Here is a 17,077-nt window from a genome sequence, read left to right as displayed (position 1 = left end):
TCCAGATAAAACAGTATTGAGTCCATCATACCAGATGGACTCTTTTTTTACTGTCTACCTAAAGGGGATAATACCAGCTTTGGTCCTCTTTAATCTTTTCGAAACAATCCGAATACCCCAACCGTTTGCAGTACGTTTGTAAATGCACCTGGGTCCACTTGTTTAATAACCCTCTCTAATTCGTACAGTTCGTAACGAGTAATAACAATCATTAACATTTCCTTATTTTCATTCGTATAAGCACCAGTTGCTGGTATAGTTGTAATCCCCCTCACTAAGCGTGAGTGAATCGCCTTTCGTACATCCGCCCCATTCTTCGTAACGATTAACGCCGTAATCTTCACATGACGCGTATGAATTGCATCGATGATTCGCGTTGACACATACAAAGTCACTAAAGTATATAATGCTTTTTCCCATCCATACACATAGCCGGCAGCGATAATGATCAGTGCATTAAAGAAGAAAAAATACGTACCGACAGGCTTGTCTTTAATCTTTGATAAAATCATGGCGATTATATCTAAACCACCTGTAGAAGCCCCCCACTTCAACGCAATCCCTACCCCGATTGCTGAAATAAGCCCACCAAAAATCGCATTTAATATGATGTCGTTTGAAACTGCTCTAACTGGGATAATTTCTAAAAACATAGTCATAAAGATAACGCAAAGAAAACTAAAGAAAGTAAAGGCCTTTCCAACCTTTTTCCAGGCTAAAATAACGACTGGAATGTTAAACAAGCTAAATAATACCCCGGTTGATATGTGAATAGATAAAAAATCACCTAATATTTGTGATAGCAATTGAGACAATCCAGCAAAGCCACTTGCATACACTTTCGCTGGCGTTAAAAATAAATTCATTCCAATCGCATTTAACAAACCTGCGACCATTACAACGATTAACTTCTTTATAAGTTCGGTATAATTCAACTTCAAATCCATTTCCAATCCACCTTCATTATTCATGAGTACACTGCTATACATAGTCTTTACGAAAAAGGAAATGATAAACGTACAACGTTTAGAAATGGAGTTGATACATATGCCACATACGAGTGATAACGACAAAAAAGCACGCGATAATAATGCAAAACGCGCGCAAAAAAATGAGCAAGAACAAAAGAATATAGAACAAGGTAAGCGTGCCTATTCTAAAAAGACTGATCACCTTTGATTCCATCGTACACCGACAATATTGTTGGTGTACTTTTTTTACAGTTTACAGGGAAAAAACATTAAAAATTCACTTCATGTTCACTTCTATATTCTACAATAGCGATAACATATTCGGATGAGGTGTTAGCATGAGAGGGAAACACATTTTCATTATTACTGCACTACTAAGTATATTAATGCTATCTGCTTGTGGACAAAAAAACGACTCAGATACAGTCGCTACAGCAACAGACTCAACCATTACGAAGAGCGACTTCGAAAAACAGTTGAAAGATCGTTACGGAAAAGACATGCTGTACGAAATGATGGCGCAAGACGTTATCACGAAAAAATATAAAGTATCTGACGATGATGTAGATAAAGAATTACAAAAAGCGAAAAATCAATACGGAGACCAATTTAAAAACGTATTGAAAAACAATGGTTTAAAAGATGAAGCTGATTTCAAAAATCAAATTAAGTTCAAACTTGCTATGAATGAAGCGATTAAGAAAAGTATTACAGAAAAAGACGTGAAAGACCACTATAAACCTGAAATTAAAGCAAGCCATATTTTAGTAAGTGACGAAAATGAAGCGAAAGAAATAAAGAAAAAATTAGATGCTGGTGCTTCATTTGAAGAACTAGCAAAACAAGAATCGCAAGACCTACTATCAAAAGAGAAAGGCGGAGACCTTGGATACTTCAATTCAGGTAGAATGGCACCTGAATTTGAAACTGCTGCCTATAAACTAAAGGTCGGACAAATTAGCAATCCCGTTGCATCACCAAACGGTTATCATATTATTAAATTAACTGATAAAAAAGCTTTAAAGCCTTATGATGAAGTGAAAGACTCTATTCGCAAAAACTTAGAAGAAGAACGTATCTCTGACCCTATATTCGGCAAAAAACTATTGCAAGATGAATTGAAAAAAGCAAATATTAAAATAAACGATAGTGAGTTGAAAGATACGTTCACTCTTGTACATGAGCAAGGGAATTAAAAAAGCACCACCTTATAGGTAAAATATAAGGTGGTGCTTTTTATTTCCTTTATTTCTTAAAGTACGTCCAACCTTCTTCTTGGTAAACCTTTTCTTCTTTCATCAACTTACCAAGTGCACGCTTAAATGCAGCTTTACTCATATTGAAACGTTCTTTAATGTCTTCTGGATAGCTCTTATCCCAAAACGGCATTGCTCCGCCTCGTTCTTCCATATATGCATAAATCACTGCAGCATCATCTTCCATTCCTTCTTCTTTACGAGGAAGAAGGGAGATGTTAATTGTACCGTCATCTTTTACATCAATAATTCGTCCCGTTACACGTTGACCGATGCGAACTTGCTCTTTTCTTTCTGTGTGATGTAAAAATGCACGGAAATGCTCATCTGTTAATACAAACGAACCAACTTGAAGTGAACGATACACACGTCCGTTTACGTTTTTATTACGCATAGATGGTGTCGCATCTACAACGATTTCTTGCATATCACTATCTCTTGCTGGAAGAGCAATTAAACGATCACGATTCGTTAATTTTAACGTACAATATAATTCGTCTCCAACTTCTGGCCATACTGGCATATAAATTGGGAATTCATCAGCTGGAATTAGTATATCTTTTGATACACCAATATCAACAAACACACCTAGACTAGGAATAACTTCTACAACCTTTACCCAGTTCCAATCATACGTTGTAATAATTGGTTCCTTCATTGTTGCCGAAATACGATTTTGGTGATCAAGATATAAGAATACATCAATCGTATCGCCTTCTTCAATTTCTCCAGCTACTTCATTTTTATGTAGGAAAATTTCTTCATCTTCATTCCCAACCATATATCCGATTTCCGTTTCGCGTAAAACAGTTACCTGTTCAATCGATCCTATTTGTAAATACATATTTTTTTAATTCCCTTCTCTATATATAAAATGAACTTTTTTAACTTTTTATATTTTTATCATTCCAAACAAAAGTTAATTATAACACGATTTTCTCTTTATTTGTCCAACTGCCCAAAATTCACTATAATAAAATGAGGTTACATCATTATAAGCATGAAAACACTTAAGTCTAAGCTCGTTTTCAGCTATACTTTAGTATGTACAGTACATAAAAAGATTAGAAATTTATTTGGAGGTGCTAACTATGGCAAAAGATAGTTCTTTTGACATCGTTTCGAAAGTAGAATTACCTGAAGTAACAAACGCAATTAATACTGCATTAAAAGAAATCCAAAACCGATATGACTTTAAAGGAAGTAAAAGTGATATTAAACTTGAGAAAGAAGTACTTGTTTTAACTTCTGACGATGAGTTCAAATTAGAGCAAGTAAAAGACGTTCTTATTTCTAAACTCGTAAAACGTAACGTTCCAATTAAGAACTTAGATTACGGAAAAGTTGAAGCGGCGGCTGGTAACACTGTTCGCCAACGCGCAACACTTCAACAAGGTATCGATAAAGATAACGCAAAAAGAATTAACAATATCATTAAAGAAATGAAATTAAAAGTAAAAACACAAGTACAAGATGATCAAGTACGTGTTACAGCGAAAAGCCGTGATGACTTACAAGCAGTTATCGCAGCAGTTCGTAGCGCTGATTTACCAATTGACGTACAATTTATTAACTACCGCTAAAAAGAAAAACATCCTCTGCCTAGAGGATGTTTTTCTTTTTAGCGGGTAGAAACAATATGACGAGGACAAGAAGGTATTTGCGGTGAAAATTGCTGAGCGAACAGTGTTTATTCATGCGAATATCTTACAGGTGACCGCGTCGTTAGACTAGGTCTCATTGTAGAATTTTTTTATACATGGGATTGAGGATGATCTTTTAAAAATAAGGAAAAGACACCTTAGAACATTTCCCTTCAACTTGAAGCACTTTCTTTATCAATTGAATCCCAAACCAAAATCCCTCTCCTACTCAAGCGTAACAATTTATGAGTATAAGAATATTTTCCACCCTTCAATGTAATGTAAAATTAACAAGGAATCTTATTCCGTAAAAAAAGTTAATTATAAAAGAGTTAGAAGTGGTTATTTGAAGAAGTTAATATTATGTTTTTTATTGGCTATACTCTCTCTACATATGACAGGATGTTCTAATAATGTAACTACACTAAATGATAAATCTAATTGCATTCACAAAGCTTGGTACAAAAAAACTACGTTATGTAATAATTTAAAGAAACACTAAATAGTTGATGATAAAGCTCATAAAAAAACACTTTAAGTTGCCTTCCTCTTACTTGAACCATCTTAATTTTAATATGGAAGGAAAAGAAGTATAAAGTGTTAATAAGGATGCAGATTTCAAAATAGAAAGTACGTTAAGTAAACTTTCATTAAAAAATTCATATTAAGTAATACTATTTTAGAATCAAGTTTATAAAAAATATTAAGAGGTTTATAAGTGTAAAACCTACAGGAACTTTTCCTGTAGGTTTTATTGTACTATAAGTAGTTATTTAGCAATTATGTTTTTCGAAATATCCTTCTTTAATTATTTGTAATTTTTTTTCGTTTTTTGTTAATTCAAATATAAATAACGCTGTTTTCATGTTATCAGCAACTTCTTCTTTATTAGATTGTTCAAGCTTTAATAAATTCGAACCTTTTTCATAGTATAGTTCACCCAATAAGTATAAAGTATTTAGATTAATAGCTAATTTGATACCCTTATCAATGTATTTTTTTGCTTCTTCGTATTGATATGTGTAATTTAAACATTTTGCTAAATTATAAATAATTTTTAATTTAATTTCTTTATCTCTAGGAAAATCTAACTTATCAAAATTATTTAAACATCTTTTTAATATATTAATACTCTCTTTATATTCTTTATTTTCTGCATGAAATATAGCCATTGTCTGCATAATATCTATTTCTCTCTCTGTTAAAAAATCAATATTCGTTACAGTTATTTTTAATGCATTATTCAAAAGAGTTAAAGCTGTTTTTATTGAGTTATTCACACGATATATAGCAATTGCTTCATGCCATATTAGAAATTGTTTATCTTCTTTCATTCGAAAATTATTTAAGTTTTTTTCTTTTGTTACTATTTCATAAAGCTCTTTATATTGATGTTGTCTTATGCAGTCTTTCATTACACATTTTACATTTTCTATATATTTTAATTTTTTGTTTTGAGTTAGTGCAAATATATTATTCGGATCAATACCAAGCCTTTCTGATAATTGATATAACAATATGCTAGATGGATAAATCACACCTTTTTCAATCTTGCTAATTTGACTTTGTGAACATATTCCATGACACAATTCGGATTGTGATATATTTTTTTTAATTCTAAGTTCTTTAATGGTAATACCCAAATCGTAAAATTCCATTTTCGCTCCTCAAATATAACCCTTAATGAGTATAAAATTATTTTTCATCTTTTAATGTAATGTAAAATTAGTATAGTTGCAATTATTGTTTCTTCTATTGTTCTTTTCACTTCTTTGCTCAGATGCATTTCGAGGCGCGAGTCTTACTTCGCAGAAAAACAGGTTAAGGAGAAAGTCTTCTCTTTAACCTGATCCCCTATACTTATTAAGAGCAACGCCTTACCTTAAACTGAAGACGAGATACTAAAGAAAATCGTTACTCATTTCCGTCTCTTTTTAACCGCAATTAAAAAAGCAATAAACAATACGTTCACACCAACTATTAAGGAGATAAATAACCAATTCACACCTGTTTCTCTATTAACTTTATACACATTTGATTCTTCACGCTTTAAAACGAGATAAAACTTTCCATTTTCTTCTCTTATAATTTCATCTTCTAACAATCCTCTTAACTCTTGTTTTTCACCAATCGTACTTGCAGGTAAAGCAACTTTTTGCGTCTCTTTCGTATTATTAATCGCTACTAATGTGACTTCATCTTTATACTTTCTCTTTAGTACACTCATTCCATCTTTATCGTATAGAAGCTCAAACGTACCGCGGCGTAAAGATGGTCTCGCTTGTCTAAGCTCACCAAGTTTCGTTATGTGTTGCATAAACTTTTCATCTGATTTGAAGTCCATTAATCGTCTATTATCTGGCGTACCTCCTCCATCCAATGCAATTTCAGTTCCGTAATAAAAATTCGGAATACCTGGTGTTGTTAATAAATATGTAAGAGCTAGTTTCAAACGAGATGGTGGATAATTCATATTCTCTTTTGCAATACGAGCAAATCTTTTTGTATCTTGATTATCTAAAAATGTAGCGGCTGCTCCGTCTTTTTTACTCACATCATATAAAGGTTTCACCGATACGTCCGCTTTGGAAAACGCATCTACTATTTTTTCGTTGTATTCACTATCTTCTTTTGTCATAACTCGAAAATCTTTCTTTATCACTTGCATATCTTTTTGCACATCATCCCAAAAAGCAGGCGACTTTTTTTCACTATGTATTACATAACTTGCATCTAAATCAACTTCTTTGATCCACCATTTCATCGAGTCAATTACTTGTTGTTCGTTTTCTCCAAGTGGAAATTGAAATACAACTTTCATTCCTTTTGCATGAGCTTCTTGCACAAGTTCTTTCACATCATTTTCTGTTCCGAAATGTTCATTTACCTTCTGAAAATTGCGCACGTCTAACCCATCGTATTTTACACTTTCAAAAAGCGGCGAAAGCATAACAGTAGTAAATCCCATTTCTTTTATGTAATCCAGCCTTTTTATAATACCTCTTATATCTCCACCCTGATATCCTTCTAAATTGCCAACTTCTAACTGTTTGTCATTTTTCGGTTCCCCATTATTAAAACGATCAATCATAATGGAATATATAACTTCGTCTCGCCACTCTCTTTTTTCGTCTGCAAATGTATGTATTGGTACAAATAAAACGACAGCTAAACAAAAACAAATGAATAGTTTCCTAGTATGTATTTTCCCCACACGCATCCCCCATGTATTTTAATTGTAAGAATATTATACCAATTATCCGAACGAATCGCATACGTTGATTTCATTCTTATTAAATTACTCCATGTTAGATTTTCTAACATTACATATAAAGTTTTCTGAATTTTTAGTTGATTTTTCTCTTTATTTCGAATATGATATGAAACATAACAAATTGATGTTATTTTTTCTAACATTATAGGAGGAGAGAGAATGAATACAGGAGATACGGTTTTTATGTTTGTAGCGACAGTAATGGTCATGTTAATGACACCAGGATTAGCACTTTTTTATGGAGGTATGGTTCGCAGTAAAAACGTACTCAGTACGACAATGCATAGTTATAGCGCAATGGCTATCGTTTCGATTCAATGGATTGTAATTGGTTATTCTTTATCATTCGGACCCGATTGGCACGGACTTATCGGCACATTCAATTGGTTCGGTTTAAACGGAGTTACCTACGCACCAAATCCAGACTACTCATCTACTATTCCTCACAATTTATTTATGATGTTTCAACTCATGTTTGCTATTCTAACCCCCGCTCTAATTTCAGGAGCATTTGCCGAAAGAATGCGATTTTCAGCTTTCCTTATTTTCATCCTTCTATGGACAACAATCGTTTACAATCCTGTCGCTCATTGGGTATGGGGCGTTGGCGGATGGCTAAGAGAACTTGGCGCATTAGACTTCGCTGGCGGTAATGTCGTTCATATTACATCTGGCGTGGCTGGCCTCGTATTAGCTATTTTCCTTGGAAAACGAAAAAACATAAACGGTTCGTCTCCTCATCATTTACCATTTACGATGTTAGGCGCTGGGCTGCTATGGTTCGGCTGGTTCGGTTTTAACGTCGGAAGCGCATTATCTTTAAATGATGTAGCTTTAACTGCATTTATTAATACAAATATAGCTGCCGCTGCCTCCGCATTAACTTGGATGCTTTCAGAGTGGTTCTTCCAATCAAAACCGACCGCGATGGGAGCTGCTTGTGGCGCCGTTTCCGGTCTAGTCGCTATTACACCAGCTTGCGGGTTCGTTACACCTTTCTCAGCTCTTCTTATCGGAGCAATTGGCGGCGTATTATGCTTCGGAGCGGTCTTTTTCTTAAAAACAAAATTCGGATACGACGATACACTCGATGCATTTGGATGTCACGGCATCGGCGGAACTTGGGGCGGCATTGCGACAGGACTATTTGCAACTACTACCGTAAACAGCGATGGCGCTAACGGATTATTTTACGGAAACGCCGCGTTGCTGTTTAAACAACTTGTAGCAATCGGTGCAACATATGCGTTCACAATTATAATGACGTACGCGATTATTAAAGCAATTAACTTCTTCCTCCCTGTCCGGGTAGATGAGCACGAGGAACATATGGGACTTGATATTTCAATGCATGGGGAGAAAGCTTATGAGTATGTAGAAAAATCGGCTAATTAAAACGAAAAAGGTGTACTCCGTTCTAACACGGGGTACACCTTTTTCGTATATTCATAACGATACAATTATCCCAAACTATTGGTATATAAATATCTTTATCTATCTATTCATATAAACATCTTATCTTTTCATTAGTGCATTTAAAACGAGTTGTACCGCAACCGCATCATCTAAATAGCCGATTGGAAATATATAATCTGGGATTACATCGACCGATAATATAAAGTAAATGAGCGCACTTCCCATTAAAGCAAGTTCTGCAGTCGTTCCTTTCTTCTTCGAAAATCTCTCGTACAATTCTTTCAAATCATTAATAAATGGGCCGATACTGCTTACCTTTTGAATCTTTTCAAGAAACCCCTTTTCAATTGTTTCTTTCCCTTCTTCTGTTTGCGAATATTGTTCATAATTCGCTAACTGCTGCTCTACATTTGATATACTAAACTTTTGATCATATAGCTGAGCAGATTCAAGTAAGTGTTCAATATTATTAATGGAAACGTGAATATCAGATTGCTCCTCCTGTTTCGTGTCAATAGAATAACCTGCCGCTACAAACAAATCACCTACCGGAACATCAAGGCTCTCTGCGAACTTTTGCAAATGCTTCGGATTCGCCTTTCGCTTACCATTTACAATCATTGAAATTGTAGCGGTATCAATATTAGTGAGCGCACTAAGTTTTCGCATCGATAAAGACTTTTCCTTAAGTAATTTTTTCAACAACAATCCAAGATTACTTTTTTCATTATCTTGAGACATATCTCATTCCCCTTTATTCACGAGAATAACCATAGTTATTATATAAAAAATAACTACATCACTATACATTTTATATTAACAAATTTTTCTGACCATTTACAAGATAGAAGTCCCTTTATATGTTTACATTTTACAAACAAAAAAGCTATCTTCTATTCAAGATAGCTTTTTAAAATCATTTTAACCATTTCCGCAATAATACAAATACACTACCGCAAATTATATAAGAACTCACGAATATGACGATGGCCATAAAAAATGAATGATGTAGAGAAAAGGTTAGTATCATCAATAAGAAAGATACAAAGAATAAATCTAATAAAATAAAGTACCCTGAAGTTAAAACACTTTCTACTAACTGCAACTCCGACTCTAACTCCGAGTACTTTAGCCTTTTATACAGTAATCTCAATTTCACTCACCTTCTATGAATTAATCAAAAAATGCAGCAAACGCAATAACTAATAATAATGTTCCACTAATCAATGTACCAAACTGACCTAAAGTGAACTTACCGATACGAACGTGAGCAATCTTTCTCCCTAACGCAACTCCGCCCCATACTGTAATAAAACTACCCACTGCAGCGGCAATACAAATCGCAATTGGATTCAAACCAAATAATCCTGCGCCTAAACCATTCGTTAGTGCATTCGCAGACAAACCAATTCCAAGAAAAATAGATTCTACAAAACCGATTTCACCAGATTTACCGATATTTTTCGTTAAACCATTTATTTCTGTACTTGCCACTTCTCCCTCAGTCTCTTGCACCGGAACTTTACGAGGAATTGCTAGTAAAATAATTCGGAGACCAATTATCACTAATAAGAACGAACCGATTACAACAGGCATAATCCCAGGTAAAATTTTTGACAGCCATAAGCCAAAATATATTCCTACTACACTAAATAAAAAACAAATTATCGAAATAATAAAGTTTGATAGATGACTAATTTTTATATTTCGAATGCCGTAAGAAATTCCTACTCCTAAGTTATCGATACTTGATGAAAATGTTAATGCCAATACCATTATCCACGCTGCCATTTCGTTCACCCCTTCATATTGTTGAACATTCCGGAAACTAACGTGACATACATAGTACGGAATATGGATAAGGGAGACAAAACTCCCTATATCCCTTCCAATTAACGGCCCTGTTTACAAACGTGGTAGCGTGAACCACTTCATTATATTCATGCGATTCACCTTTCCTTTTTCACGAACAGATCGAAAAATTTCTCCTGTAAAAGACCCCATTTTAGTAGCAATCTCTTTTTGCATCTCTTTATTTTCTGATGCTACCTTTACACTCAAGTCTAACGCCTGTTCAAAATGCTCTAACGCTTTTTCTAAATGGTAATCTACATTTTGTTCAACAACTTTATGCGTCATTTCTTACTTCCTCCTTTTCCTCAACCTTTGCAGCCGCTTCTATTACCTCTTGCTCTTCAGCATAATCATCTTCAACATAAGAAAGTTCTTTCTCAAATTGTTTTTGCATTCTATCCATTTTCGCTTCTACAATAATATCTTCTACTTCTTCTTTAATTGTTTCAAAAGTAGATTTCACAACTTTTGTACCTGATTCAGCAAGTGGACGAAGTGTATTTCTTACAACAGGTAATAAAGCGGCACTCGCTAACGCTAAAGTAGACCCAATAACAATTTTTCGTATCATCTTCATTACTCCTTTACACTGTTTTTAATAATGCTAGTTCATTAACTGCCAATTTTTTCGTATCATCATTCTTATATGAAACTAAATTAATAATAGGTTTTGAAATTTGAGATACTGTGCCCGCTACAAGAAGAACAGGTACCCATTGCATAAATGTCAATGGAACAGTATGGAATATACGAGCAAACGGCGGAACATATATAGCTGATAATAATACAAGCCAAGACGTTCCTAATGCTGTTACAAAGAAACGATCTTTTGACCAATCACGCATCGTTTCATCTGACCCTTCTTGTCTCCAAGAAAATGTTTGAATAAGTTGACCTGCAACTAATGCAGCAAATGCTGATGTTTGCGCTACCGCAAGAGGCACGCCAGCCGCTAAGCTCATACCGAATAAAGCAAGTGAACCTGCTCCAAGCAGTATGCCTCGCGTTACAACCTTTTTGTATAGCTCTTTATCAACAATATCTTGACGTTTCGTTTGCTTCGTTTTGTTTCCAGGATTTACAGCTAAAATCATCGCTGGTAAAGCATCTGTAATAAGATTCATTAATAAAATTTGAATTGGCACTAACGGAATGGGCATTCCTGCAATAACTGCTGCACTTGTCACTAATACTTCAGCTAAATTTCCCGTTAATAAACACCCAACCGCTTTTCGAATATTACCAATGATCGTTCTACCTTCTTTTACCCCTTCCACAATGGAACCGAAATGATCTTTTTTCAATATAAGATCGGCAGCCTCTTTCGTTACTTCTGTTCCCGTTTGCCCCATTGCAATACCGATGTTCGCTTTCTTTATAGCAGGCGTATCATTCACACCATCTCCAGTCATCGCAACAATTTGACCGTCAGCTTGATATGCAGTTACTATGCGTAATTTATGGGCTGGTTTTACTCGCGCAAACACAGACGTGTTTTTCACGATATTTTCCAACTCTTCATCTGTTAAATTATCAATTTCTATCCCTGTTAAAACACGATCATCACGATTCCAAATGCCAGTCTGCTTCGCAATAGAGATCGCCGTAGTCGGATGATCCCCAGTAATCATGACTGGTTTTACACCAAGTTCAATCGCTTCACGAATACTCTCTTCCACTTCAGGTTTCGGCGGATCAATCATACCAACTAATCCAACAAAAATAAGGTCATCATTTTCACCATTACTATACGCAAACGCTAATACTCGCAGCGCCTGTTCTGCAAAACCTTCATTTTGTTGTAAAATCACTTCTTTTTCCTCATCACATAACGGATAGATTTCGCCATTATGTTGATACCATTTACATCTAGTAAGAATCGCCTCTACAGACCCTTTCGAAAACTTATAGATTGATTCATTTTCCTTACAAACGACACTCATAATTTTCGTCTCAGAGTCAAACGGTTCTTCATGATGTCGTTCAAATGATTTCATATCTTCATGTGACACCCCCACTTTAGAGGCCAAACTTAACAAAGCTCCTTCAGTCGGGTCACCTTTCACAATCCACTGATCCTCCTCTTGTTCTAATTTACTATTATTACAAAGAACACTAATTTGCAGAACGCGAACTAAATCCGGATGTTCTAATGGTGTATTTTCACTTTCATGATAAGTCACTTCTTCTACTTCCATCTCTACAGCAGCAGCGACTTTAGATGACGTTACATCCGAAATCTTACCAACTGGTTCATATCCGTCACCAGATACACTCCATACACGATTTGGCGTAGCGATCACTTTAACCGTCATTTCGTTCTTCGTAAGAGTACCTGTTTTATCAGAGCAAATAACCGTTGTTCTACCCAACGTTTCTAAACTGGAAAGCTTCCGAACGAGCGCATTTTGCTTCTGCATACGGAATATCCCTGCGCTTAAAGCGATTGTAATCATAATCGGCAAACCTTCTGGAACAGCTGATGCTGTAAGGGCAACCGATGTTGTAATCATTTGCGTAATTGGTAAACCACGTAGTAACCCCGCTACAAGTACAATACCACCAGCTACAAAAGCCCCTTTAATAAACGTTTTACTAATAGACGTCACCTTTTGCTGGAGTGGTGTAGGTTCTGTTTCTTCTCCTTTCATCAAGGAAATCATATAGCCCATTTCTGTATTCATCCCTGTTTCCACTACTATAGCTTTCGCCTTACCGCGCGTTACAGACGTACCCATAAAGAGCATATTATTCCGCTCCGCTAACGAACATTCTTCTCCTATAGCATCCACTTTCTTCTCAACAGGTAGAGACTCCCCCGTTAACATTGCTTCATTCACTTCCAAATTCCAAGAATGTATAGTACGAAGATCAGCAGGTACACGGTCTCCAGCCTGCAGGCAAACAATATCACCGGGAACAAGCTCACTACTTGCTATTTCTACTTCTTCCCCTTCTCGAAGTACTATACAATTCGGCGCACGGAATTGATTTAAAGCTTCCACTACTTTTTCGGCCTTCCGCTCTTGAAGGGTTCCAATTACCGCATTGACAACGAGGATTATGCCCATTGCTAATCCGTCAAACACACCGCCTGATAATACAGACAATCCAGCTGCTCCAAGTAAAATAAGCGATGTAAACTCTTTAAATTGGCCCATAAATGAAACAACCCAAGGAACAGACTGCTTCGGTTCAATTGTATTCACCCCATACTTTTTTTGTCGCACTTGCACTTCTTGCTCACTTAATCCTCGCTGTTTCTCCACTTGTAAATCATTTATTACATCTTCTTGCGAGAGTGTATACCATTTAGTAGAAGGTTCTCTCACTGACGAGTCGTTCTTATTCCCTATTTCTTTATTAGAAAAAATCTTCTCACTCACCCGCTTTGCTCTAGATAAAAATGTTAAAGATAGAGCATTCGCCATTAAAGCGATGACAGGTGCAGTAAATATAGACCAAACAGCCAACATCTCTCCAGCAATATTCCACATTTTTGCTACTCGAAAATGTTCCTTCACTAGCATATCTATTCGTTTTGCATACGCTATTGATTGGAAAATATTTTTCATTTCATAGTGAGCTACTGACGGAAATTCAATCTTTTCCTCACATACAAATAACACTTCTTCCCCATTCAAACGGATACGCTCTACACGTTCTACAACATCGCTATGTCGCCAGCTTGTATCTATACCGTATTGCGTAAGAACATCCTCATTTATATTTAAACTATTTCCCATAACAGCTATTGCCCATTTATTTTCGTTTAACTTATGAAAGATATGTGCAAACTCAGGAACAATTGTTATTTTTGATCCAACTAACAATCCGAGGCATTTTTGACCCTTTGCTACAAACTGAATGTTAAACCCTTCTTTGCTTAGTCTCTTCGCTTCTAACTCATATAGGCTTATATCTACACCATTTCGTTCTGCAAATTCTTTACTACCGACAAAAGATGGCATACCTTGTATTTCACCTTTTATCCCTTCATCATCAGCTTCAACTTCAAAAGCTTTCCTTAACGTTCTTCTTGTTTGCTTCGCTCGTTGCACAACCTCATCTTTCCAATCATGCTCACTTTTCACTAGTAACGAAGCTGCCGTGCACAAAACTTGCCCTTCATCTTCTGAAACGCAGCTAATCTCCGCTTCTTCATTACGGAATATACGAGACACATCGTCAAATACGACCGTTCTCGTTCGAGACAATTGAGATAATGACCCTTCATTTGGAATAACGTATCCTCTTTCTCGCGCAACGAGATCCCCTTGTCGCCACGCATACTCAGCAGATGAAACAGCAGGTTTTGGATTCGCAGCTAATAAAACCGCCATTCCGCGTAACGGATTTCTCGTAAATGCCCATGTTGCTCCGCCAAAAAGCATACCCCATTTCGATTGTCTTTCACTGTATGCTTTAATCTCCGGGGATAACATCCTTTCTTTGTACGAATCTGTTTCTTCATTTATATTCGCCTGACTACGCTTCCAATTTAAATAGTTTAATAGACTAAGTCCCGCTAATACGATAATATTTTCTCGCGCAAGTGCTAGCGCTAGCGTTCCTATGCCAAGCACTAAATCAGAATTCACTTTTTTGCTAGCAACCATTTTTTTGAATCCTCGTTTAAGAAACGGATATCCTGTTACAACGGATAAAGCACCCGATACATAAAAAAGCCCTGGACTTCTAGCTAAAGCTGACCTTCCCATAAATAATTGCTTTATACCAAATGCACCTAATCCAGCGACAGAAAGCGCTAACGGTAACGGGACACCTTCACCTTTTTTCTCGTAAGAAATTACACTAGATGAAGAATCTTCTACTTTCTTCGTTTCTTCCATATTATTAAGGTTATTATTTTTTGTAATTTGTTCTTCTAGGAGTTTAATTATTTCACAAATTGTATGTAGAGAGGTCTTGTTGATATCGTAAGTAATAAGGGCTCTTCCCTTAGAAATAGAGGGACTTACTTGATAAATACCTTCCACGTCACGAAAACGTTCTACTATCAAGTTCGCCATATTTGTATTGTATTTCAGTTTATATATTTCAATTCGAATTCTTCCAGGTAACGATCGTATAAATCTCGTTTTCAATGATTTACTCTGCATCATCATCCTCCTTATTCTTGTAAATGAAATAACATCACTTACTATTTAAGGAGTAACAGGTAGGCTTTCATAATCTACACTCTCATTCGAATGATATGCATTTACACGAGATGCCCATTTTTCCTGGAATTTAGAAATTGTAATCGGCACTGCTTCTACCGCTCCGATAATCGGTGATACTGTTTTTACCGCCGCTTTTCGTGCCGCTTCTTTAACTTTCGGCAGAGCTTCTTCCATTTCTGAACCAGCACTTTTCATTTGTTCTTTTGCACCGAGAAAAGCAGATACTGTTTTTACCGCTAATTTTCTTAACCCCGTTCTCGCTTTCGGTGACGCCAATATAACTGCTGCTACCCCAACAGCTATACCGATTGGTGATTTCATAAATCGAAACATGTACATTTCTCCTCACTTCATTATTTTTGAGTCTGTAAACTGAATCAATCCTATCCAAGCTAAGTAAACGTGTAATCCATTTTGTCACATCCTTTTTTTGTAAAAAGTATATATCGAGTATATATTTTCATTTGCATTATTTCAACAATTTATTAGTTTTTTGTAAATTTTATGTTAATTCAGAAAAATGTTTTGTGAACTTTTCTATTCTTATGCAAGTATACAGGTAATATATTCCACATTATTCTTGCTCAATTATTGAGATTATATTGAGAATTCGTTTTATTTTTTTACAAATCACAAACTAAGACATGCACTTTTACAAAACAAATTTTATATACTATAAAAAATGCCTCAGGGAGTGATTTTCATGAGCTTATCCTATTGGAAATACGCAATTCTTAATCATATCACTACAAATTTCCGCACCTTCTTATTTAATATCATTGTCGCTATTTTAGGTGAAATCGCACTTTTCCTCGTCCTCAGTTTTGTCCCAAAAAGATTTCATAAATTTTTCGCATAAAAAGGCCTGAGTTCCTATCTATTGTAGAACTCAGGCTGCTTAGCTTTATTGAATGTAGGGGAACCGTTACATATTGTTTATATTCGCATCTTGAAATACCCCATCTAGTATTTGGTAGAATATATCGGCGATTCTTCGGATATATCGACGATTTTTCAAATATATCAGCGATTATTTCAATATATCGACGTTTCGACACAGGATATCGATTTACCAGCAAATTTCGACATGACTTAAACGTAAAATACCCCGTGTCACTCACGAATCACCATACTTACTTTTATTCAAACTTAATATAATAAGAAATGCAATCGCTATTACAGCTAAAAAACGAACTGGATTAAACGGTGTTCCTACCGTTTCATTAAAACGATGATAAATAAAAGGGATCATCTCAAGTACCATTAGCCCCATTGCAATTTGAAACGTCTCAGCCATCGCTTTGTTTTTTATAAATACAGCACGCTCATCACCTTGTTTCCCAATCGCTATAAACATCTTTATAATAGCAAACACTACAAATAAAAAGACACTTAACGCAATAATAAAAATCAAAACATCCATCAAAATACACCTCTTATATGTAAAACTTATTTGACAAGAGTATAACACCTTTTA

16 protein-coding genes are annotated in these 17,077 nt (G+C 35.5%); 4 read left to right on the top strand and 12 right to left on the bottom strand.

The window, feature by feature from the left end; all coding sequences use genetic code 11:
• Window positions 1-89: 89 nt before the first annotated feature.
• Window positions 90-947: a YitT family protein gene (locus PDQ68_RS21995; protein ID WP_000364456.1), complete on the bottom strand. Its 858-nt coding sequence runs from the start codon at window positions 945-947 to the stop codon at window positions 90-92.
• A 100-nt stretch (window positions 948-1,047) separates the two neighbouring features.
• Between PDQ68_RS21995 and PDQ68_RS21990 the strand changes: the two genes are divergently transcribed.
• Together PDQ68_RS21990 and prsA are read left to right on the top strand one after the other, a co-directional pair.
• Window positions 1,048-1,179: a DUF3941 domain-containing protein gene (locus PDQ68_RS21990; protein WP_001120845.1), complete on the top strand. Its 132-nt coding sequence runs from the start codon at window positions 1,048-1,050 to the stop codon at window positions 1,177-1,179.
• Between the two features lie 130 nt (window positions 1,180-1,309).
• Window positions 1,310-2,167, top strand: coding sequence for a peptidylprolyl isomerase PrsA (gene prsA / locus PDQ68_RS21985; RefSeq protein WP_061183086.1), 858 nt, complete (start codon window positions 1,310-1,312; stop codon window positions 2,165-2,167).
• Between the two features lie 49 nt (window positions 2,168-2,216).
• Here prsA and PDQ68_RS21980 read toward each other — a convergent pair whose 3' ends face one another.
• Window positions 2,217-3,071 carry a CvfB family protein gene (locus PDQ68_RS21980; RefSeq protein WP_270786958.1) on the bottom strand — a complete coding sequence of 285 codons (855 nt, stop codon included), beginning with the start codon at window positions 3,069-3,071 and terminating at the stop codon, window positions 2,217-2,219.
• Between the two features lie 247 nt (window positions 3,072-3,318).
• Here PDQ68_RS21980 and PDQ68_RS21975 point away from each other — a divergent pair, with 247 nt between their 5' ends.
• Window positions 3,319-3,810, top strand: coding sequence for a YajQ family cyclic di-GMP-binding protein (locus PDQ68_RS21975; RefSeq protein WP_016716858.1), 492 nt, complete (start codon window positions 3,319-3,321; stop codon window positions 3,808-3,810).
• An 833-nt stretch (window positions 3,811-4,643) separates the two neighbouring features.
• On the opposite strand, the gene PDQ68_RS21970 is transcribed toward PDQ68_RS21975, so the two are convergent.
• Entirely contained in the window at window positions 4,644-5,528 is an 885-nt protein-coding gene (locus PDQ68_RS21970; protein WP_000397884.1) for a helix-turn-helix domain-containing protein, read from the bottom strand.
• Window positions 5,529-5,788: 260 nt separating this feature from the next.
• Complete coding sequence (locus PDQ68_RS21965) at window positions 5,789-7,090, bottom strand: alpha-amylase family glycosyl hydrolase (protein ID WP_049112534.1); 1,302 nt, start codon at window positions 7,088-7,090, stop codon at window positions 5,789-5,791.
• A 213-nt stretch (window positions 7,091-7,303) separates the two neighbouring features.
• Here PDQ68_RS21965 and PDQ68_RS21960 point away from each other — a divergent pair, with 213 nt between their 5' ends.
• Window positions 7,304-8,539, top strand: coding sequence for an ammonium transporter (locus PDQ68_RS21960; protein ID WP_001091649.1), 1,236 nt, complete (start codon window positions 7,304-7,306; stop codon window positions 8,537-8,539).
• A gap of 120 nt (window positions 8,540-8,659) precedes the next feature.
• On the opposite strand, the gene PDQ68_RS21955 is transcribed toward PDQ68_RS21960, so the two are convergent.
• From PDQ68_RS21955 to PDQ68_RS21925, 8 genes are all read right to left on the bottom strand, one after another.
• Entirely contained in the window at window positions 8,660-9,301 is a 642-nt protein-coding gene (locus PDQ68_RS21955; protein ID WP_049112533.1) for a helix-turn-helix domain-containing protein, read from the bottom strand.
• A gap of 175 nt (window positions 9,302-9,476) precedes the next feature.
• Window positions 9,477-9,713 carry a hypothetical protein gene (locus tag PDQ68_RS28905; protein ID WP_071713437.1) on the bottom strand — a complete coding sequence of 79 codons (237 nt, stop codon included), beginning with the start codon at window positions 9,711-9,713 and terminating at the stop codon, window positions 9,477-9,479.
• 20 nt (window positions 9,714-9,733) lie between these two features.
• A complete protein-coding gene (gene ytaF / locus PDQ68_RS21950) occupies window positions 9,734-10,414 on the bottom strand; it encodes a sporulation membrane protein YtaF (protein WP_229130798.1) in 681 nt (226 codons plus the stop codon).
• 51 nt (window positions 10,415-10,465) lie between these two features.
• Complete coding sequence (locus tag PDQ68_RS21945) at window positions 10,466-10,699, bottom strand: hypothetical protein (RefSeq protein WP_000149057.1); 234 nt, start codon at window positions 10,697-10,699, stop codon at window positions 10,466-10,468.
• A complete protein-coding gene (locus tag PDQ68_RS21940) occupies window positions 10,689-10,985 on the bottom strand; it encodes a hypothetical protein (RefSeq protein ID WP_000619722.1) in 297 nt (98 codons plus the stop codon). Before PDQ68_RS21940 ends, PDQ68_RS21945 begins: the two co-directional genes overlap by 11 nt.
• Before the next feature lie 13 nt (window positions 10,986-10,998).
• A complete protein-coding gene (locus tag PDQ68_RS21935) occupies window positions 10,999-15,537 on the bottom strand; it encodes a cation-translocating P-type ATPase (RefSeq protein WP_061183247.1) in 4,539 nt (1,512 codons plus the stop codon).
• 45 nt (window positions 15,538-15,582) lie between these two features.
• Window positions 15,583-15,933 (bottom strand): YtxH domain-containing protein, encoded by a 351-nt coding sequence (locus PDQ68_RS21930; RefSeq protein ID WP_049113328.1) that lies wholly within the window; start codon window positions 15,931-15,933, stop codon window positions 15,583-15,585.
• A 784-nt stretch (window positions 15,934-16,717) separates the two neighbouring features.
• On the bottom strand, window positions 16,718-17,023 hold the full coding sequence (locus tag PDQ68_RS21925; protein WP_000382768.1) for a hypothetical protein: 306 nt from the start codon (window positions 17,021-17,023) through the stop codon (window positions 16,718-16,720).
• Between the last annotated feature and the right edge of the window lie 54 nt (window positions 17,024-17,077).

Source organism: Bacillus cereus group sp. Bc010 (genome assembly GCF_027716745.1).
GTDB lineage: Bacteria > Bacillota > Bacilli > Bacillales > Bacillaceae_G > Bacillus_A > Bacillus_A pacificus.
Note: the sequence above shows the minus strand (reverse complement) of the source record. Positions and strands in the feature narration are given on the sequence as shown.

Coding starts and splice junctions, on each gene's coding strand:
- PDQ68_RS21995 (WP_000364456.1), bottom strand. CDS start 947: ATGGATTTGAAGTTGAATTATACCGAACTTATAAAGAAGTTAATCGTT.
- PDQ68_RS21990 (WP_001120845.1), top strand. CDS start 1,048: ATGCCACATACGAGTGATAACGACAAAAAAGCACGCGATAATAATGCA.
- prsA (WP_061183086.1), top strand. CDS start 1,310: ATGAGAGGGAAACACATTTTCATTATTACTGCACTACTAAGTATATTA.
- PDQ68_RS21980 (WP_270786958.1), bottom strand. CDS start 3,071: ATGTATTTACAAATAGGATCGATTGAACAGGTAACTGTTTTACGCGAA.
- PDQ68_RS21975 (WP_016716858.1), top strand. CDS start 3,319: ATGGCAAAAGATAGTTCTTTTGACATCGTTTCGAAAGTAGAATTACCT.
- PDQ68_RS21970 (WP_000397884.1), bottom strand. CDS start 5,528: ATGGAATTTTACGATTTGGGTATTACCATTAAAGAACTTAGAATTAAA.
- PDQ68_RS21965 (WP_049112534.1), bottom strand. CDS start 7,090: ATGCGTGTGGGGAAAATACATACTAGGAAACTATTCATTTGTTTTTGT.
- PDQ68_RS21960 (WP_001091649.1), top strand. CDS start 7,304: ATGAATACAGGAGATACGGTTTTTATGTTTGTAGCGACAGTAATGGTC.
- PDQ68_RS21955 (WP_049112533.1), bottom strand. CDS start 9,301: ATGTCTCAAGATAATGAAAAAAGTAATCTTGGATTGTTGTTGAAAAAA.
- PDQ68_RS21945 (WP_000149057.1), bottom strand. CDS start 10,699: ATGACGCATAAAGTTGTTGAACAAAATGTAGATTACCATTTAGAAAAA.
- PDQ68_RS21940 (WP_000619722.1), bottom strand. CDS start 10,985: ATGATACGAAAAATTGTTATTGGGTCTACTTTAGCGTTAGCGAGTGCC.
- PDQ68_RS21935 (WP_061183247.1), bottom strand. CDS start 15,537: ATGCAGAGTAAATCATTGAAAACGAGATTTATACGATCGTTACCTGGA.
- PDQ68_RS21930 (WP_049113328.1), bottom strand. CDS start 15,933: ATGTTTCGATTTATGAAATCACCAATCGGTATAGCTGTTGGGGTAGCA.
- PDQ68_RS21925 (WP_000382768.1), bottom strand. CDS start 17,023: ATGGATGTTTTGATTTTTATTATTGCGTTAAGTGTCTTTTTATTTGTA.